Annotated in this window: 16 protein-coding genes; 7 read left to right on the top strand and 9 right to left on the bottom strand. The window is 47.2% G+C overall.

Features of this window, described 5'->3' with window-relative positions; genetic code table 11:
- Positions 1-33 precede the first annotated feature (33 nt).
- The 3 genes from OSC7112_RS13070 to OSC7112_RS13060 all read left to right on the top strand — a co-directional run bounded on the left by OSC7112_RS13070 (position 34) and on the right by OSC7112_RS13060 (position 2,235).
- Complete coding sequence (locus OSC7112_RS13070; protein ID WP_015176336.1) at positions 34-618, top strand: Uma2 family endonuclease; 585 nt, start codon at positions 34-36, stop codon at positions 616-618.
- Positions 619-683: 65 nt separating this feature from the next.
- Entirely contained in the window at positions 684-1,658 is a 975-nt protein-coding gene (locus OSC7112_RS13065) for a cysteine synthase A (protein WP_015176335.1), read from the top strand.
- A 277-nt stretch (positions 1,659-1,935) separates the two neighbouring features.
- Complete coding sequence (locus tag OSC7112_RS13060) at positions 1,936-2,235, top strand: (2Fe-2S) ferredoxin domain-containing protein (protein ID WP_015176334.1); 300 nt, start codon at positions 1,936-1,938, stop codon at positions 2,233-2,235.
- A gap of 14 nt (positions 2,236-2,249) precedes the next feature.
- On the opposite strand, the gene OSC7112_RS13055 is transcribed toward OSC7112_RS13060, so the two are convergent.
- From OSC7112_RS13055 to OSC7112_RS13025, 7 genes are all read right to left on the bottom strand, one after another.
- Positions 2,250-3,482 (bottom strand): hypothetical protein, encoded by a 1,233-nt coding sequence (locus tag OSC7112_RS13055; RefSeq protein ID WP_015176333.1) that lies wholly within the window; start codon positions 3,480-3,482, stop codon positions 2,250-2,252.
- A gap of 165 nt (positions 3,483-3,647) precedes the next feature.
- Positions 3,648-4,058: an HNH endonuclease gene (locus OSC7112_RS13050; protein ID WP_015176332.1), complete on the bottom strand. Its 411-nt coding sequence runs from the start codon at positions 4,056-4,058 to the stop codon at positions 3,648-3,650.
- A gap of 38 nt (positions 4,059-4,096) precedes the next feature.
- Positions 4,097-4,720, bottom strand: a complete 624-nt coding sequence (locus tag OSC7112_RS13045; protein ID WP_015176331.1) for a cytochrome c oxidase subunit 3 — start codon at positions 4,718-4,720, stop codon at positions 4,097-4,099.
- 129 nt (positions 4,721-4,849) lie between these two features.
- Positions 4,850-6,655 (bottom strand): cytochrome c oxidase subunit I, encoded by a 1,806-nt coding sequence (gene ctaD / locus OSC7112_RS13040; RefSeq protein WP_015176330.1) that lies wholly within the window; start codon positions 6,653-6,655, stop codon positions 4,850-4,852.
- A gap of 78 nt (positions 6,656-6,733) precedes the next feature.
- Positions 6,734-7,735, bottom strand: coding sequence for a cytochrome c oxidase subunit II (locus tag OSC7112_RS13035; RefSeq protein WP_015176329.1), 1,002 nt, complete (start codon positions 7,733-7,735; stop codon positions 6,734-6,736).
- A gap of 221 nt (positions 7,736-7,956) precedes the next feature.
- Entirely contained in the window at positions 7,957-8,766 is an 810-nt protein-coding gene (locus OSC7112_RS13030; RefSeq protein WP_015176328.1) for a class I SAM-dependent methyltransferase, read from the bottom strand.
- 32 nt (positions 8,767-8,798) lie between these two features.
- Positions 8,799-9,812 carry a S66 peptidase family protein gene (locus OSC7112_RS13025; RefSeq protein ID WP_015176327.1) on the bottom strand — a complete coding sequence of 338 codons (1,014 nt, stop codon included), beginning with the start codon at positions 9,810-9,812 and terminating at the stop codon, positions 8,799-8,801.
- A gap of 194 nt (positions 9,813-10,006) precedes the next feature.
- Between OSC7112_RS13025 and OSC7112_RS13020 the strand changes: the two genes are divergently transcribed.
- Complete coding sequence (locus OSC7112_RS13020; RefSeq protein ID WP_015176326.1) at positions 10,007-11,440, top strand: carotenoid oxygenase family protein; 1,434 nt, start codon at positions 10,007-10,009, stop codon at positions 11,438-11,440.
- A 713-nt stretch (positions 11,441-12,153) separates the two neighbouring features.
- Complete coding sequence (locus OSC7112_RS13010) at positions 12,154-12,975, top strand: SDR family NAD(P)-dependent oxidoreductase (RefSeq protein WP_015176324.1); 822 nt, start codon at positions 12,154-12,156, stop codon at positions 12,973-12,975.
- A 112-nt stretch (positions 12,976-13,087) separates the two neighbouring features.
- Here the strand turns inward: OSC7112_RS13010 and OSC7112_RS13005 are convergent, their stop codons facing one another.
- Positions 13,088-13,462 carry a hypothetical protein gene (locus tag OSC7112_RS13005; RefSeq protein WP_015176323.1) on the bottom strand — a complete coding sequence of 125 codons (375 nt, stop codon included), beginning with the start codon at positions 13,460-13,462 and terminating at the stop codon, positions 13,088-13,090.
- Between the two features lie 231 nt (positions 13,463-13,693).
- Between OSC7112_RS13005 and OSC7112_RS38140 the strand changes: the two genes are divergently transcribed.
- Positions 13,694-13,984: a hypothetical protein gene (locus tag OSC7112_RS38140; protein WP_150111536.1), complete on the top strand. Its 291-nt coding sequence runs from the start codon at positions 13,694-13,696 to the stop codon at positions 13,982-13,984.
- Here the strand turns inward: OSC7112_RS38140 and OSC7112_RS13000 are convergent.
- Complete coding sequence (locus OSC7112_RS13000) at positions 13,959-17,378, bottom strand: CHAT domain-containing protein (RefSeq protein WP_015176322.1); 3,420 nt, start codon at positions 17,376-17,378, stop codon at positions 13,959-13,961. The genes OSC7112_RS38140 and OSC7112_RS13000 overlap by 26 nt on opposite strands.
- A gap of 150 nt (positions 17,379-17,528) precedes the next feature.
- Between OSC7112_RS13000 and OSC7112_RS12995 the strand changes: the two genes are divergently transcribed.
- On the top strand, positions 17,529-17,792 hold the full coding sequence (locus tag OSC7112_RS12995; protein ID WP_041622516.1) for a J domain-containing protein: 264 nt from the start codon (positions 17,529-17,531) through the stop codon (positions 17,790-17,792).
- The last annotated feature ends 72 nt before the right edge of the window (positions 17,793-17,864 follow it).

The raw sequence follows: 17,864 nt of genomic DNA, 5'->3' as shown, positions 1-17,864 counted from the left end.
TTAGTATAGGAGCAACGATCGAGGAAATCAATTATGTTGACATCAACAATTGTGTTGCGAATACCGCCAGAATTGCAAATGACAGACGACGAGTTTTTCGAGTTCTGTCAAATCAATAGTGAGTTACGAATTGAACGCAACAAATCGGGAGAATTGCTAATTATGCCCCCTACTGGTTCGGAGACGGGAAACCGAGAAGGTAATATATTTGGGCCGTTGTGGGTTTGGGCAGAACAAAATGGTACTGGTTTAGCGTTTACTTCGAGTACAGGATTTACTCTGTCAACGGGTGCCGAAAAGTCGCCGGATGCTGCTTGGATAAAATTGGAACGGTGGAATGCTTTGTCACCAGAACAAAAGCAAAAGTTTGCCCCGATTTGCCCGGATTTTGTAGTAGAACTGAGGTCGGCTTCTGACAATCTCAAGCCATTGCAAGAAAAAATGCAAGAATATATGAGAGAACCAGGAGTGCAGTTAGGCTGGTTGATTGACCGCAAAAATCGCAGAGTTTACATCTACCGTCCCGGTTTGCCAGAGGAATGTGTGGAGAATCCGGCTACAGTTAGCGGCGACCCCGTTTTGCCGGGATTCGTACTCAATATGAGCAAGATTTGGTAAAAGTGGTAGCAATAAATATCAACTTATTGTAAAAATTAATAAGAGAATGCAAACACGCAAAAAATATGGATATTAAAAACGGATTTGTAGGCACAATCGGCAACACGCCACTAATTCGCTTAAACAGCTTCAGCGATGAAACTGGCTGCGAAATTCTCGGTAAAGCAGAGTTTCTCAATCCCGGCGGTTCCGTTAAAGATAGGGCTGCTTTATACATCATCAAAGATGCAGAAGAAAAAGGCTGGCTGAAACCGGGCGGCACCGTTGTTGAAGGCACTGCAGGCAATACTGGCATCGGCTTGGCACACATTTGCAACGCTAAAGGTTACAAATGTTTGATTGTGATTCCCGATAATCAATCTCAAGAAAAAATCGATGCTTTGAAAACCTTGGGCGCTGAAGTTCGGACTGTTCCTGCTGTTCCTTACAAAGACCCCAATAATTATGTCAAATTGTCGGGAAGATTGGCTGCGGAAATGGAGAATGCAGTCTGGGCAAATCAGTTTGACAATTTAGCCAATCGCCGAGCTCATTACGAGACAACTGGGCCGGAAATTTGGGAACAAACAAACGGAAAAATTGATGTTTGGGTAGCCGCAACGGGTACAGGCGGTACTTTTGCTGGGGTAGGAATGTTTTTGAAAGAAAAAAATCCTGCTGTGAGAATTGTCTTGGCAGACCCGATGGGCAGCGGGCTTTACAGTTATTTCAAAACTGGGGAAATTAAGACTGAAGGTAGTTCGATTACTGAGGGAATTGGCACGAGTCGGGTGACGGGAAATATGGAAAATGCCCCGGTAGACGATGCCTTGCAAATAGATGATGCGGAAGCCGTGCGGGTGGTTTACCAACTGTTGAGAAAAGATGGGTTATTTATGGGTGGTTCGGTAGGAATTAATGTGGGGGCGGCCGTAGCTTTGGCGAAGCAAATGGGACCGGGCCATACGATTGTTACGGTACTCTGCGACGGCGGGGCGCGCTATCAGTCGCGTTTGTTCGATCGACAATGGTTGGCTTCCAAAGGCTTGTCACCAGATTAACCGTAGGGTGCGTTGAAGTCTTAAGCTGTCCCGCATCTAAATTGTATTTTTCGGGCGGGCGGGACGCCCACCCCACAATAATTTTATCCAACTCTACTCGTTACCAGGGGCTGCGTCGAATTTTCCTCTGCAAGCAAGGCTCTTTCTCTGGAAATCTGTTTTTGGCTTTTGTTTGGGAACCAGTTAAAATTTGAGTATATATGTGAGTATATATGCGCGCACCTATTGCCATGATAAAAAAATAGCATATATGTAGCAGATTGTCAAGTAAAAAAACATGAAAATAACAGAATCTTCTAGGCAAGTTCTTGTTTGCCAAAACCGCACTTGTCGCAAGCAAAGTGCAGCAAAGGTACTGGCAGCTTTTCAGAAATTGTCGCCATCAGAAGTTGAAGTTGTTGCTAGCAGTTGTTTGGGACAGTGCGGTAACGGGCCGATGGCGTTAGTGCTGCCAGAAGAGGTTTGGTACAATGGCGTTTGCCCTGAAGAAGTTGCGACAATAACTGAGCAACATTTGCGGGGAGGCAAGCCGGTGGAGAGGATGCTTTATCGCAAGTTTCACCGACTTTCTCATTAGTCGATCGCCCGCGTTTAAAATTCTTCCGCAAACAACCGGCGGAGAATTTCCGTGACTTCGGCGCAAAATCTGGCGTCGAGTTCGATCGCCAAGCGATCGACACTGCTGGAACCGCCTACAGCTTTTTCTGCCCGCAAAGTCATGGCTAAGGTTCTGAGTTTTGCCGGCTTTCCCGCCGCCTTCGGCCGTTCGTCAACAAACCGCACTAAAGCCACATAAACTGTTTCTAGGGTTCCCCTGATCGAGCTCAGTCCGTAACCCAATTTTGAGATAATTACTGGAGAAGTGATCAGGCTATCCATCCCCAAAGTTTTAATTGCTACGTCCACATATCGAGCGCTGTCATGTCCCATTGCTCTGACAATGCTTTCTAGGCTGTTCCACTGAGCTCCTTTCAGGCGCGATCGCTGTTCGATGTGGAAGTGCCATCCTAACATGGAAATCAGCCTGGTCAAGTCATAAGCAGATACGGAATTAGTTTGTTTGGTGCTGTTTAATGCGGCACTTAGCAGCACTTGTTTTTTGCTGAGATCGAAGATTTTTGGGTTGTTGTGATAAGGATTTTCGCCGTAATCGCCGCGAAAAATTAGGTCGTTATTGCCAGTAGCGCTCTTCAGCCATTGCTCTAGTCCTGTGCGAGTATCGAAGCGTTTGAACATCGCGGCTAAGGAGTTTGAACTTGCTATATTTGAGGCATAGCTAATCATGTCTTTTGCTAAATCGTAAAAGTAAAAATCGTCTCTTAGCCCGTTGCCATCTCTAACAACGCAGTTGTCAATGTCGCAGTCGGGATATTTGCTATTTACTTGACTGACGATATTAAGGAGCGGGATAATTTTAGTGGCACTCCACTGCTCAGTATTGCTAAGTGCGTTTTTTCCCAGCCACTGCGCCTGAATTTTGCCGTCTACAAAAGTACCAATGCAAACGCAGGCTTGTTTGATATCTTCGTGCAGAAAACTTAAAGCTTGAGAGTTAATTTGAGGTAGTTCTCCCAGGCTGGGAAACGGGGTAAGTTTGAGGGGATTATTGGGGCCGGGAATAGAGCTAATTACTTTTAAGCCATCTGATTTCTGTTTGAGATAATCGGGATAGTTTTTAATGTGTTGTTGGTAAGGGGATTTTTCAATGCCCCGGTCTAAAAAAGCTAGTTTGTTTATGTTAGCTTGGGCATCTATTTCCATTTGGAGGTAGTTTTTGAAGATGCGCGATCGGTCTTTTGCGAGTTCGAGGGAGATGAGGTTCATGATAATTGTTGGCAGCTTGTTACCAATAAGTAAATCACTATACTAGGATTTAGGCAAACAAACCGGGCTGCGCTGCAAAATTTTGGGTTGGGAAACTAAAAATTTATGAATAAACCTGCTTTGAGAAAGTAACTGCGTCCAGGACTATATATCTGATCTCGCTCCCTACGATCGAGCTTTTTTGCCGCGTACTTGAATGCGTTTGTCGGTTTTTTGTTTCTTAATCCAAGAGACAAATTTCTGGAGTTCAGGGTCATTTTTGAGCTTTTCCAGGGTGTTGAGCTCTTGGGCGAGGTGTTTGTTCTCAAATAGAGAGTGAATCTGGCGGTGACAGGCCGAGCAAATGTCGATTGTCGGGCTTGGGTCTTCGTTTTTCCGCTTGGTGTTTTGTTTGGGGATGAGGTGATGGGCGGTTAATGCTTCCATTTGTCGATCGCACAATTCGCACTGCATAATTTTCTCAATGCTGCTGGATAGGAGAATTGCTACTTTTAGTTTAGCGCGATCGGCTTTGAGGAGGTGAATGAAAGCCGATCGCACTCTCCAAACAATAAAAAACCCCCTATTGGGGGTCATACAAATCTCTTGTGGCAGAGGTCAAAAAGCCTCTGGGCTCACAAAATATACAGTAACAGAAACAAAACAATCCAAATCACATCCACAAAGTGCCAGTAAATCTCAGTCGCTTCGATTCCGAAGTGGTGCTCGCTAGAATAGTGACCTTGCACGCGCGATCGCCACACCACCCCCGCCATCAGCAGCACTCCAAACGTAACGTGCAAGCCGTGAAAAGCAGTCAAAACGTAAAAGCAACTGGCATACAAATTCGTCGTCAAGCCAAACTCTAAATGAGTGTATTCGTAAACCTGACCTGCCAAGAAAACTGCGCCCATAGCAATAGTTACGAGCAACCAATTTCGCATTCCGGCGGCATCATTCTTTTTGATTGCAGTATCAGCATTGTGAATCACAAAACTGCTAGCAATCAGAATCACCGTATTAATTCCCGGCAGCAATAACTCTCGCGCTGGCGTACCTTCAGGAGGCCACACGGGGGCCATCGCCCGATAAATCAAATACGCGGCAAACATACCGAAAAATATCATGCCTTCAGCGCACAGGAACACAATTACACCTAACATTCGGTGGTCGGGATGCTCTTCGCCGTGTGCTTCTACTTCGCCCTCGCGGTGGTAATTTAGGGCTGTTTTTGTCGGATCGATCGCTGGAATTTGCATAAGAAATTGGTAATGAAGAAGTCAGTTGTCAGTTGTCCGTGGGCATTAGTTAACAGTTAACAGTCAACAGTTAACAGTCAACAGTCAACAGTCAACAATGCCCAATGACTGATGACTGATGACTGATGACTATTCGCCATCTTGACTTTCATCAGCAGGAGAATCAACATTTATCTCTGATTCAGGAGCGACCAAAGTTGCAGTACCGCCAAAGAAAGTTGAAGCTTGAGCCTCCGCAATAGGAATACCTGTTTTCTGGGCGTTGCGGGTGGCATTTTCCCTCAGCTTGAGCCTGAGACGTTCCCCAGTATGCTGAATTTTTTCCATGCCGTAATCGTAAGGCCCCGTTGCCAATACGGGCACTCCTTCAAAATTTTCGATCGGTGGCGGCGAAGTCGTCATCCATTCCAAACTCAAAGCTTGCCAAGGATTGTCACCTGCTTTGGGGCCGTACATCCAGCTCCAAATCACATTAATGATAAACGGGATTGTAGACACTGCCAGCATATAAGCACCGACAGTACAAATGACATTAATTGTGGTAAATTTCGGGTCGTACATTGCCACCCGCCGGGGCATTCCTTGCATCCCCAAAGCGTGCATCGGCAGGAAAGTTACAGTAAAGCCCACATAGGTTAAAACAAAGTGAACTCTACCCCAAAATTCATTAATCATCCGCCCCGTCATTTTGGGGAACCAGTGGTAAAAAGCAGCGTAAATGCCAAACACTGAGCCGCCAAAGAGCACGTAGTGTAGGTGAGCGACGACAAAATAAGTGTCGTGAACGTGAATGTCGAAAGGTACGGAAGCCACCATGATCCCGGTGATGCCGCCGAGCACAAATGTTGAGATAAAACCCATCCCAAATAGCATCGCGCTGACAAGCCGGAGTTTTCCTCCCCAAATAGTTGCCAACCAGCTAAATATTTTAATCCCAGTTGGTACGGCGATGATCATAGTAGTGATCATAAAAAACATCCGCAGCCAGCCGGGAGTGCCGCTGGTAAACATATGGTGCGCCCACACGATCAAGCCCAAAAAACTGATCGCGAGACTGGAATATGCGATCGCCAAATAACCAAAAATTGGTTTGCGGGAATGCACCGGCAAAACTTCTGAAATCACCCCGAAAAAGGGCATAATCATAATGTAAACTGCCGGGTGCGAATAAAACCAGAATAAATGCTGGTAGACGATGGGATCGCCGTTGCCGGTCGGGTTAAAAAATGCCGTCCCTGCTAACAAGTCAAACGACAGCAAAATCAAAGCTGCGGCTAAGACTGGAGTAGCAATCAAAGTCAGCGCTGAAGTCGCAATCATCGCCCAGCAAAACAAAGGCATTTCATTGAGACCCATGCTCGGAACGCGCATCGTAAAGATGGTAACGGCAAAATTCACCGCCCCCAAAATCGAAGAAGTTCCGAGAATCAAAACGCTGAGAATCCAAATTTCTTCCCCGGCTTGAGCAGTAACTAAACTCAAAGGCGGATAGGAAGTCCAACCAGCCTGCGGAGCCCCTACCAAAAAACTGCTCAACAGCAACACGCCGCCTACGGGAATCAGCCAAAAGGCAACGGCATTCAGCCTGGGAAATGCCATGTCTTTGGCCCCAATCATTAAGGGGATCAAAAAGTTAGCAAATCCGGCTCCTGCAGGCACGATCCACAGGAAGATCATCACCGTCGCGTGAACAGTAAATAAACTGTTGTAAAGTTCCGGGGTGACAAAATCTGCGTCGGGGGTGGCGAGTTCTGTTCGCACCAAAGTTGCCATCACCCCGCCGATTAAATAGAAAATAAATGTTGTTACCAGGTATTGAATACCGATGACTTTGTGGTCGGTATTAAAAGTGAAGTAGTCGCGCCAATGTCTATCGGCGGGCGCTGTTCCGCGAGCCTCAGTGTTGGCAGTTTCTTGGAACTGTGCTTGTGTCATAGTTATTAGTCATTAGTTATTAGTCATTAGTTATTGGCTCGGGATCGAAGACCCAGTGCCAGAAACTAATGACTATTTTTAGTGATGAGTTGGGTGAAGTTGTTCTAGGGTTTCGGAATTAATTTTTATTTCCCTGACGTAGGGAGCCAAAAATTCACCGTCTGACAATTCCCCAGGATTGACTGCAACTGCTTGCTCTAAGTTTTGACTGCTAGCAACTTGCTGGCTTTGCAGCCAAGTGTCGAATTCTTCGGGCGTGTGAACGACTGCTAAAGCTTTCATAGCTCCGTGATAAGCGCCGCACAATTCAGCACAAACAACCCGGTATTCGCCGGTTTTAGTTGCTGTAAATCTCAGTTCGCTCGGCCGCCCGGGAATTGCATCTTGTTTGAGGCGAAATTCCGGCAGCCAAAATGCGTGCAGCACGTCTTGGGCTGATATATTTAGCTGTACGTCGCGGTTGGCTGGTATATGCAGTTCGCCGGAACTAACGCCGCTTTCTGGATAGCTAAAAATCCAGGCGTACTGCAAACCCATGACATTGACAACTAAATCTGCTGGTTTGTCTTCATTTTCTGGGGAAGCGCCGACGCCTAAAGCAACGAATTTTTGAGACGGAATTTGAGGGGCGTTTTGGGGTGTATCTGAGAGTGTGGCTGCGATCGCACTTCCCCGCATTTTAGAGTGCGCTTGCATGGTGCCGTGGTCGTGATTTCCCATCGGATCGAGGCCTCCCATTGAGTTGTAAATCTCAAAACTGTAGACTCCGATTCCTAAAATAATCACCGCAGGCACGGCTGTCCAAAGAATTTCTAAGGGAAAGTTGTCATGCCAAGGTGGCCCGTCTGTGTTGTCTCCTGGACGGCGGCGATATTTAATTGCAGCAACGATGAGCACTCCCTGGACCATGATAAATAATCCAGTGGAAATGGTCATCATTGTATTGAAAAGTGCGTCTATGTCGGATGCTTCATCAGAGGCGGCGATCGGCAGTAAACCGTGATTCTGCCCGTACCAGAGACTGATCAGAGTCACTCCGATGCCGGCGAGCATGGTGAGGATGGAACTTGGAATGTTCACGCTGGTACTTCTTAATAGCGACACTTCTTCGCTTGAAAAATGAAGGAAGCGCCTCTGGGTTATCAATTTTTAATTGTAAATGGTATTTTTAGTAAAATGTCTATCTTAAGGGTTACTTAAGGCTTAGTATGTTTGACCGATCGCCCGCGCGCCTCAAAAACACGTCTTTTGTACCTTGACAAAAATGAGTAAAAATGCTACAGAATCGCTCTGTTTGGCTGCTAAATTTGAGATTTTTTCTCAAATACCATCAAATGCTGCTGGGGCAACATATCTTTTGTCTCTTTCCATACTAAACCGACGGCTGCCATTTCTTTTTTCACCTGCTTCTGCGTCATTTTGTGCAAACCTTTAATGGGAATCATCGGGTTTTCGCCTCGATACTCGATCGATACCGTGCGGCCTCCCGGTTTGAGTGCTTTCACAATTCCTTGCATCATTTCTCTGGGATATGCAAATTCGTGATAAGCATCGACCATCACAACTAAATCCACGCTGTTTTCCGGCAAATTCGGATTGTCGATACTTCCCAAGACTGGCTCAACGTTAGCAATATTTTTTTCTTGTTTATTCAATTTAATAAAATTAATCATTTCCGGCTGCACGTCAACTGCCAAAACCTTTCCTTGTGGAACTAAGGGAGCAATGCGAAAGCTAAAATATCCCGTTCCCGCTCCAATGTCTGCTACAATATCGGTTGGTTTTAAATCGAGATTGTTGACTAATCGAGCTGATTTTTCTTCCATGCCGCGAGACGGTCTTTCCAGCCAACCAGCGCCTTGATATCCCATGACTTGGGCAATTTCTCGACCCATGTAAAATTTGCCGGTGCCGTCGGGATTGTGGACGGTTCGCTGCTGATAAATGGAGTCACTGTTGGCGGTTTTACTTGCTGCTGCACAGGCATTGAGCGGCAACAGGCAAAGAATTGTCAGGATTATTACTGTTAAGGGTTTAAGGAATTGTGCGGTTTTTTTCACAATATTTCTGATTTGGTGTTTGAATATTTGCTCGTTTAGAGTTCCCTGCATATGCCTCGGTAAGAGCTAGAATATTTCACTATTTAACTGACAGCGGATTCTAACAATCTGATTGTACCAGAATTTGCGTCGATTTCGACTTGTTTGCCGATCGGCAAAGTGAACTGCTCCCGAATGTGCCCTACCATTGAACCGTACCATGCAGGAATCTTCAAAGGGCGAATGTGGTCGGACAAGACTTGAGGCAAGGTTAGGGACTCTTGGGGTTTTTCAGCTTCGCACTTGGTACACTGTCCGAAAATAAAACCTGAAATTTTATCGAGAATGCCCGCTAATTTAAGCTGCGTCAACATTCTATCGATGCGATAAACCTCTTCGCCCACTTCCTCGACAAACAAAATACTGTTTTCCCATTCCGGTAAATATGCAGAACCCACCATTGCTGCGATTACTGATAAATTGCCGCCGATTAGTTTTCCCCTAGCTGTACCCCGCCCGATTGTTTCTACTTGCACGCTTTGGGAGTTTTGCATCGTAACAGCACCTCCCTCAAACAAAACTTTCTTGACGTAATTTACTGTAAAGGGACTCCAACTTGAGGCACCTAAAGGGCCGTGAAAAGTAACTATATTAGTTTTAGCATAAATCGCCAACAGCAGCGCCGTAATATCGCTGAATCCCATAATAATTTTGGGATTGTTGCGGATAATATTGTAATCCAGGAGCGGCAAGATCCGAGCGCAGCCCCAGCCGCCCATCCCCGTAAAAATAGCTCGCACTGAGTCATCGGCAAAGGCTGCGTTGACATCGGCGGCGCGATCGGCATCCTTGCCGGCTAAATAGCCGTAGCGGTCGTAAAAATGCTCTCCCAATTTCACTTTTAAACCCAGGTTATCCAGAACTTTAAAAAATGGCTGCACTTCTTTTTCGTAGTTGAAAGCGGCAGGATTGATTAAAGCTACAGTATCGCCAACTTGCAGGCGGCGCGGCTCGATCGCACTTTTGGGAGATAGGTTGGTTTGGGCGATCGGCAAAAGCTGAGTACCAATAGCTGTCAGCCCAAAAGTTCCGATCAGAGCACGGCGGCGGAGAGTCATAGGTATTATACCCTTGTTCGATTAATTGAGGTACAGGTTGAGATTTTAGATTTGAGATTTGAGATTTGAGATTGGGGGATTGAGCAATTGTTAATTCATTGATGAATGGCTCACGCGAGAACTGTTATAGATGGTTTTTGCTATAATTGTATAGCAAAACATCTGTCAGATCGGTTTAAAATTGCCAGTTTCCAATGAAAACAGACACTAAAATCTCAGCTAAAAAATCTTGGGCTCAAGCTTTAGCCCGTCCGGCTGCAGAGTTTCCGCTGACTCAGCTATCGGTTAAAAGCGGTAAAATTCCCGACGGATTGCGCGGCACTCTCTACCGCAACGGGCCCGCACGTTTGGAACGCGGCGGCATGAATGCGGGACACTGGTTTGATGGCGACGGTGCAATTTTGGCAGTACATTTTACCGATGTCGGTGCTACGGCTGTTTATCGCTACGTGCAGACAGCGGGATATCTAGCTGAAGAAAAAGCTGATAAATTTCTCTACAGTAATTATGGCATGACAGCACCGGGCCCTGTGTGGTTGCGCTGGACTAAATCTGTTAAAAATGCTGCCAATACTTCTGTTTTAGCTTTGCCCGATCGCCTTTTAGCTTTGTGGGAAGGCGGCTTGCCTCACAGCCTCGATTTGCAAACCTTGGAAACTCAGGGAACCGACGATTTAGGCAGTTTACAAAGTGGATCTTCTTATTCCGCTCACTGCAAGCGCGACCCGATTACTGGCAATATTTTTAACTTTGGAATTACACATGGTGCTAGTACAAAGTTGAATCTCTATAAAAGCGCTCCTACAGGCAAAATTGTGCAACACGCAACTGTTGCTTTAGATGGAATTCCCATGATCCACGATTTTGTTCTGGCTGGAAAGTATCTAATATTTTTTGTGCCGCCGGTGCGAGTAAAATTTTTGCCAGTGTTAGCTGGAATTAGCAGTTTCGGCGAGTCTTTTGAATGGAAACCAGAGTTAGGAACCCAGATATTAGTTATTGACTCGGAAACTCTCTCTTTAGTTAGTCGCGGCGAAACTGATTCTTGGTTTCAGTGGCATTTTGCTAACGGTTTTGTCAAAGAAGATGGTTCGGTGGCTGTAGATTTTGTGCGCTTCGCTGACTTTCAAACTAATCAGCGGCTGAAAGAAGTACCGACTGGTGAAACTAGCACCGATGCGGAGGGAACTCTGTGGAGGGTGCATCTCAATCCTCAGACGGGGAAAGTGACAGCAGCCGAAGAATTGTTGGATCTACCTTGCGAATTTCCGATCGTACCTGCTGCCGAAATAGGGCAAGACGCACGATATATTTATCTGGCAATGTATCGCCCTGAAGTTGATATTGTACCGGAACGTTACGGTGCGATCGCCCGTTTTGACACGCAAAGCCGCCATCTCACAATTGCCGACTGCGGCGAAAATCGCTATCCCGCAGAGCCCATCTACGTTCCAGATATTTCCTCGGAGAAAGGTTGGATAGTAACAGTTATTTATGACGGCAATTCTGATAGCAGCGAAGTCTGGATATTTGACAGCGACGGACTTTCCCGCGAACCTGTTTGCCAGCTAGAATTGCCCGGTGTCATACCTTTGGGCTTTCACGGCACTTGGAAATCGGCAGTCTGAGAAAATTGTAAAGAAGTGTTGCGGAAGATTTATTAAAAATTGTTGCCGCTTTAACTTCTAGTTGTTAAGGTGTGTGTAGATAGGAAATTCTCATATCTAGGAGGTGTGGAATTGATAATCTGCATTGCTCAATTATCCTGTGCCAATTTGCGCGCATCCCCGGCGATTGTAAGTCGCGACTGCACAGGATATAGTCTGCCTCTGCGGACTAAAAAAAGAGGGGTAATTAAGCCCCGAGAAATGAAAAATTCGGGTGAATATTCCCGGCGAATAAATTCGCGGCTACACAGGCTTGCGTCCGCCTCTGCGGACTGAAGAAAACCAATCCCCGGCGAATAAATTCGCGGCTACACAGGCAAAGTCCGCCTCCGCGAACTGAAAAAAAAGCGGTAATAAAGCCCGCTCGACCATGATTTCCGACTAGGTTTGCCATCTCACATTTGTCTGCTTGCATGAGGTTAAACGACCAGAGATTTGACTGATTCCTGGCAAACCAAAAGTTTAGTTCAACTCACGCGCACGTTAGCGATTCAAAAGTTCTTGGTTTTGAGTTAACCCCACGAATAAATTAGGCTTATTGGAACAAGATAGCCTTTCCCAAAATTATGAATTATGAGTTGTTACCGCCAAACAATTCAACTCATAACTAATAATTCACAACTCACAACTCATAACTCCGTGCCGCGGTGAGCATCAACCAAAAGGTTTAATCTATGCAACTTCAAGGAAAAACAGCTCTTGTTACAGGAGCTTCGCGCGGAATTGGGCGATCGATCGCCCTGGAATTAGCGAGACAAGGAGTCAAACGCTTGTTGATCGTGGCTCGCAACCGCAAGCAATTAATTGAACTGGCAGAGGAAATCGATGTTTTGGGCACAGAAGTAGTGCCGTTAGCTTTGGATTTAACTCAGTCAGTAGCGGTGAATATTGCGATCGCCCAAGCTTGGCGAGATTGCGGCCCGATTCACCTGCTAGTCAACTGTGCGGGCGTCGCGCACCAAGCATCATTCTTGCGTTCCCCGCTGCCGTTAATCGAGTCAGAAATCGCCTTAAATTTGCTCGGAACCTACACAATTACCCGCTTGATAGCGAGGCGAATGGCGGCTCAAAAAGAGGGAACAATCGTCAATGTTTCCAGCTTGATGGGAAAAATTGCCGCTCCCACAATGGCGACTTATTCTGCTACCAAATTTGCCATTTTGGGATTCACCCAAGCTTTACGCAGCGAGTTAAGTCAGTACAACGTTCGAGTCACAGCTTTGCTGCCATCCCTAACAGATACCGACATGGTGCGAGACTTGGAACAATTTCGCTGGGTAGTGCCGACAACTCCCGAAAAAGTTGCCCTAGCACTTGTCGCGGGATTGCACAAAGATGCGCCGGAAATCTTAGTAGGATATCAAAGTCATCTAGCAGTTTGGTGTCACCGAATTGCGCCTTGGTTGCTGGATTTTGTGTTGCGGATGGCAACTCCCGAACTTCGGGATAAATCGCGGGGCCGCAAATTGCGGGAGGCTTTAGCTAGCGGGCGATAAACCCTTTTCTGGGCGGGTTCTGGGGCCCACCCCACAAGAAAACTCATTCTTTGTGGAACGGGCATCTTGCCCGTTCCGGGCTCTTCGGCCCAAGGCGTGTCAACTTAAGCTGTCAGCCCGCCCACCCGGCAGTCCGCCCGCCCACCCGGTAGTCCGCCAGGGATTGAAATCCCTGTCTCATAGCTAAAGTCCTCTGAAAGAGGACTGAGAAGAAGAATTTTTGAGGTTGCTGATTCACGCCGCCCACCCGGTAGTCCGCCAGGGAATTAATTCCCTGTCTCATAGCTAAAGTCCTCTGAAAGAGGACTGAGAAGAAAAATTTTTGAGGTTGCTGATTCACGCCGCCCACCCGGTAGTCCGCCAGGGAATGAATTCCCTGTCTCATAGCGAAAGTCCTCTGAAAGAGGACTGAGAAGAAGAATTTTTGAGGTTGCTGATTCACGCCGCCCACCCGGTAGTCCGCCAGGGAATGAATTCCCTGTCTCATAGCTAAAGTCCTCTGAAAGAGGACTGAGAAGAAAAAAATTCGGCGTTACTGATTCATGGTAGGAATCAACTTGTTGCTTGATGTTACAAAACTTACCCTACTTGTCTTATAGCAATTGGGAAATATGAATTCCTACCTGTATTCAGCAACGCCGAATTTTTAAACTAATTAGTCCTCTTCAGAGGACTTTAGCTATTAGACAGGGAATTCATTCCCTGTCGGATTGTCGGATTGTCGGATTGTCGGATTGTCGGATTGTCGGATTGTCGGATTGTCGGATTGTCGGATTGTCGGATTGTCGGATTGTCGGATTGTCGGATTGTCGGATTGTCGGATTGTCGGATTGTCGGATTGTCGGATTGTCGGATTGTCGGATTGTCGGATTGTCGGATTGTCGGATTGTCGGACTACCGATTTAACGTTAAGTTGACACCAATGGGCATTGCCGTTTCCCTACAAGGGCTATGTACTTACTTACCAGCAAAAGTGCTGTACATCATTTCCACTCGCCCTGAAGGGTAAAAGCCGCCCAATAATAGGGAGATTTCCATTTTTCTATTCTCATCATTTCCATCTGCGCCGCCCTCAAAGCTGCCGCCGGCGCTAACTTTTGTTGCAGCATTTTCTGATAAAACTTTTGCATTAACACAGCAGTTCCTTCATCATCTACACTCCACAAACTCACCGCCACCCGCTGAGCACCTGCATACATAAAACCCCTCGTCAATCCCACCATTCCTTCGCCTTTAACATTCTGTCCCATGCCCGATTGACAAGCACTTAAAACTACTAAATTTGCCGCTAGTTTCAAGTTGAAAATATCGGTGAGGCGTAAAAAACCATTGACAAGATTGCCCTTGTCATCTACCATCGACATCAGAATTCCTGACAGTTCGGGATTTTTGCTGTTGGCAAGGCCGTGGGTAGCGAAGTGAACGATCTGATAATTGGCTAATTGTCCGTCGGTAGCAGTAGGGCGACTGGCATCAAAATCAAATATTTGACGGCTAGAAGCTGAGGGGAATAAGCTGGATATTGTTTGGGCTTCTTGGCGGGTAAATGGTAGGCGATCTGGCGGCCATCCCCGATTGGAAGCACGAAGCGATCGATTTAAACCGAGGTTATTTGCTTCTAATTTTTCAGCCGTTGCTTGGGTGATTTTTCCTTTAATTCTTTCATCGTCTGGACTGAAAACAGGATCGGCTAAAATTGCTAAAGTTCGCCCAGGCGGTTTTCTATCTCCGTAATTTTGCCTGAGAATGGCGAGAGTTGAGGCGGAAGGCAGGGTGATAATTTCATGTGAGGCAATTAAGGGAACATTGGTATTTTGTCCCCGGGTTTGGGGAAGAGTTAAAGCCGGAAAAGGGGTATAGTGAAGTACGCCGTCGGGAACAATTAATAAGCGTTTATTCCCTAATAGGGCTGCGGCGGGCTGTAAAATTAATTGACTTAGATTTGCACTTGCTTCGGCAACTTTTTGGGGAATATCTCTTTGGATTGGGCTAGTTATTGCGTCTCGGAAATTGCGGGCTGCTGTTTCAATGTCAACCTGTGAGGGCAATTCATAGCTGGTGAGTCCTGTGGATGTCACCACCCACAAATAACTGCGGTATTTGCCGAGGGAATACTGCAATAAAATTGTGTTTTCATCGAGAATTTGTTTTTGAATTTCTGGGAGTGTTAAAGGTTGGGGTTGGGTGAGGGCTGCGTAGCGGGGGCTGGCGCTACGAATCTGGGCTTGAATTTGCTGATATTGTTGCAAAAGTGCGAGGCGCCGAGAGTCGATTTCATCGATTTTAGTTTGATTGGGGTTGGAGCGACTTAGTTCTTGAATGCGCTGCTTTTCAATGGCATCGAGTTGCTGTTGCAAGCTCTTTTCTTGTTGCAGTAAATCGGGGGAAATACCTTCGCGAATGTTGGCGTTACTTTCAAAGAGGAGTTCGAGAAGACTGCGGGCTCTCGAACGTTCGCTGGCTTCTAAGGCTTTGATATTGTAATTGGAATTTGGTTGCTGTTCGTGCAGTTGCATTAACAGGTCGATGTAAAATTCGTAGTAGCCCTGTACTGTGGAAAAGTATGAGGTGCGGAGTTCGGGGCTGGCTATTTTGGTGCGGAGGTTTTCGATGATTTTGAGAGAAGATTCAATGTCAGTGAGGGCTTCGGTAAGATTGTTTTGGTCGCGTTTGGCAAAAGCTATTTGGAAAAGGGTGGCAGCTTCCCCGCTGCGATTGCCTACTGCCCGACTCAGGGGAAGGGACTGACTGTAATACTCTAGCGCTTTCTGTTGTTCTCTCAATTCTGAGTAGAGAGCGCCGATGTTGTTGAGGGTGGTAGCTTCCCCGGCGCGATCGCCCGTTGCCCGACTCAGGGGAAGAGACTGGCTGTAATACTCTAGCGCTTTCTGTTTTTCTCCCAAATCATCGTAGACATTGCCGATGTTGTTGAGGGTGGTAGCTTCCCCGGCGCGATCGCCCGTTGCCCGTCTCAGGGGCAGCGACTGGCTGTAATACTCTAGCGCTTTCTGTTTTTCTCCCAAATCATCGTAGACACTGCCGATGTTGTTGAGGGTGTCAGCTTCCCCGGCGCGATCGCCCGTTGCCCGACTCAAGGGAAGCGACTGGCTGTAATACTCTAAGGCTTTCTGTTTTTCTCCCAATTCTGAGTAGACTAAGCCGATGCCATTGAGGGTGGTAGCTTCCCCGGCGCGATCGCCCGTTGCCCGTCTCAGGGGCAGCGACTGGCTGTAATACTCTAGCGCTTTCTGTTTTTCTCCCAATTCTGAGTAGACAGTGCCGATGTTGCTGAGGGTGGTAGCTTCCCCGGCGCGATCGCCCGTTGCCCGTCTCAGGGGCAGCGACTGGCTGTAATACTCTAGCGCTTTCTGTTTTTCTCCCAATGCTGAGTAGACACTGCCGATGTTGCTGAGGGTGGTAGCTTCCCCGGCGCGATCGCCCGTTGCCCGTCTCAGGGGAAGCGACTGGCTGTAATACTCTAGCGCTTTCTGTTTTTCTCCCAATGCTGAGTAGACACTGCCGATGTTGTTGAGGGTGGTAGCTTCCCCACCGCGATCGCCCGTTGCCCGACTCAGGGGCAGGGACTGGCTGTAATACTCTAGCGCTTTCTGTTTTTCTCCCAATGCTGAGTAGACTAAGCCGATGTTGGCGAGGGTAACAGCTTCCCCGCTGCGATCGCCTCTTGCCCGAAATAGGGGAAGGGACTGGCTGTAATACTCTAGCGCTTTCTGTTTTTCTCCCAAATCATCGCAGACACTGCCGATGTTGTTGAGGGTGCTAGCTTCCCCACCGCGATCGCCTCTTGCCCGAAATAGGGGCAGGGACTGGCTGTAATACTCTAGCGCTTTCTGTTTTTCTCCCAAATCATTGTAGACTTTGCCGATGTTGTTGAGGGTGCCAGCTTCCCCACCGCGATTGCTAAGGGCCCGAAATAGGGGCAGGGACTGGCTGTAATACTCTAGCGCTTTCTGTTTTTCTCCCAATTCTGAGTAGACTAAGCCGATGTTGTTGAGGATAGTAGCTTCAAGGGACCGATCGCCGAGGGCCCGAAATAGGGTAAGCGACTGGCTGTAATACTCTAGCGCTTTCTGTTTCTCTCCCAAATCTGAGCAGACACTGCCAAGACCAAGGAGGCTAAGTGCTTGCCCTCTATTGTCGCCCGCTTCTCGATACAGCTTTAAGGCTTCTTCCAACTTGACGATCGCACTTCTTTTTGCTTCTACCGTTCCTTGCTGGTACAGTTGTGCTCCTTCTTTGAAAGCTTTTTGGGCAGCCTCGCTACTGTTAGTTTGTGCTGTTTGTAAGACTTTGCCAACGGGCACGGCTGCTGCAACTGGCTGACTTAACTGAAGCGAAAGTGCGATCGACATACCAGCCAAAACCCATTGAGTGCGATCGAACATAACCACCCTTTTTGTATTTTTGTCGATTTTACTCACTAGCTCGCTTAGTGTAAAGGCAGGAAGAAGTCAGGGCGATCGGCATTTTTGCTAGAGTGAACGAGTAGTGCGATTCCCTACGGGATCGCTACGCCGCGCGTACTTTTTCCCAGCATGAACAACATCCCAACTACCCCCGATCCCGTAACAAGCCACTGGGATTGCCCCGAATGCGGCGGCACCGGTACCCTCAGCCCAGAAATTTGCCCTGTTTGTCTCGGAGCCAAATACATCGATCTCGCTACAATAACTAACTGGATGCTCGATTTTATGGAATCTCGCGGCTGCGATCGAGCTGAGATCGATCGATTGCGAACAGAAAACCCAGACCCGCTAACATTAACTTTTTGCCTCGAAGTTTGTATCGCCCTTAAATAAACAACGATATCAAGTCTGCTTAATTGCTTATAAATCATTTACGGGCATCGGGACTCGGGCACGGTCGGAAAA

Source organism: Oscillatoria nigro-viridis PCC 7112, assembly GCF_000317475.1.
In the GTDB taxonomy this organism is placed as follows: Bacteria; Cyanobacteriota; Cyanobacteriia; order Cyanobacteriales; family Microcoleaceae; genus Microcoleus; species Microcoleus nigroviridis.
This window is presented reverse-complemented; position numbering and strand designations above follow the sequence as displayed.

Bases quoted from the DNA above. Each gene is read 5' to 3' on its own strand.
- OSC7112_RS13070 (WP_015176336.1), top strand. From the start codon at position 34: ATGTTGACATCAACAATTGTGTTGCGAATACCGCCAGAATTGCAAATG.
- OSC7112_RS13065 (WP_015176335.1), top strand. From the start codon at position 684: ATGGATATTAAAAACGGATTTGTAGGCACAATCGGCAACACGCCACTA.
- OSC7112_RS13060 (WP_015176334.1), top strand. From the start codon at position 1,936: ATGAAAATAACAGAATCTTCTAGGCAAGTTCTTGTTTGCCAAAACCGC.
- OSC7112_RS13055 (WP_015176333.1), bottom strand. From the start codon at position 3,482: ATGAACCTCATCTCCCTCGAACTCGCAAAAGACCGATCGCGCATCTTC.
- OSC7112_RS13050 (WP_015176332.1), bottom strand. From the start codon at position 4,058: ATGACCCCCAATAGGGGGTTTTTTATTGTTTGGAGAGTGCGATCGGCT.
- OSC7112_RS13045 (WP_015176331.1), bottom strand. From the start codon at position 4,720: ATGCAAATTCCAGCGATCGATCCGACAAAAACAGCCCTAAATTACCAC.
- ctaD (WP_015176330.1), bottom strand. From the start codon at position 6,655: ATGACACAAGCACAGTTCCAAGAAACTGCCAACACTGAGGCTCGCGGA.
- OSC7112_RS13030 (WP_015176328.1), bottom strand. From the start codon at position 8,766: ATGCAGGGAACTCTAAACGAGCAAATATTCAAACACCAAATCAGAAAT.
- OSC7112_RS13025 (WP_015176327.1), bottom strand. From the start codon at position 9,812: ATGACTCTCCGCCGCCGTGCTCTGATCGGAACTTTTGGGCTGACAGCT.
- OSC7112_RS13020 (WP_015176326.1), top strand. From the start codon at position 10,007: ATGAAAACAGACACTAAAATCTCAGCTAAAAAATCTTGGGCTCAAGCT.
- OSC7112_RS13010 (WP_015176324.1), top strand. From the start codon at position 12,154: ATGCAACTTCAAGGAAAAACAGCTCTTGTTACAGGAGCTTCGCGCGGA.
- OSC7112_RS13005 (WP_015176323.1), bottom strand. From the start codon at position 13,462: ATGAGACAGGGAATTCATTCCCTGGCGGACTACCGGGTGGGCGGCGTG.
- OSC7112_RS13000 (WP_015176322.1), bottom strand. From the start codon at position 17,378: ATGTTCGATCGCACTCAATGGGTTTTGGCTGGTATGTCGATCGCACTT.
- OSC7112_RS12995 (WP_041622516.1), top strand. From the start codon at position 17,529: ATGAACAACATCCCAACTACCCCCGATCCCGTAACAAGCCACTGGGAT.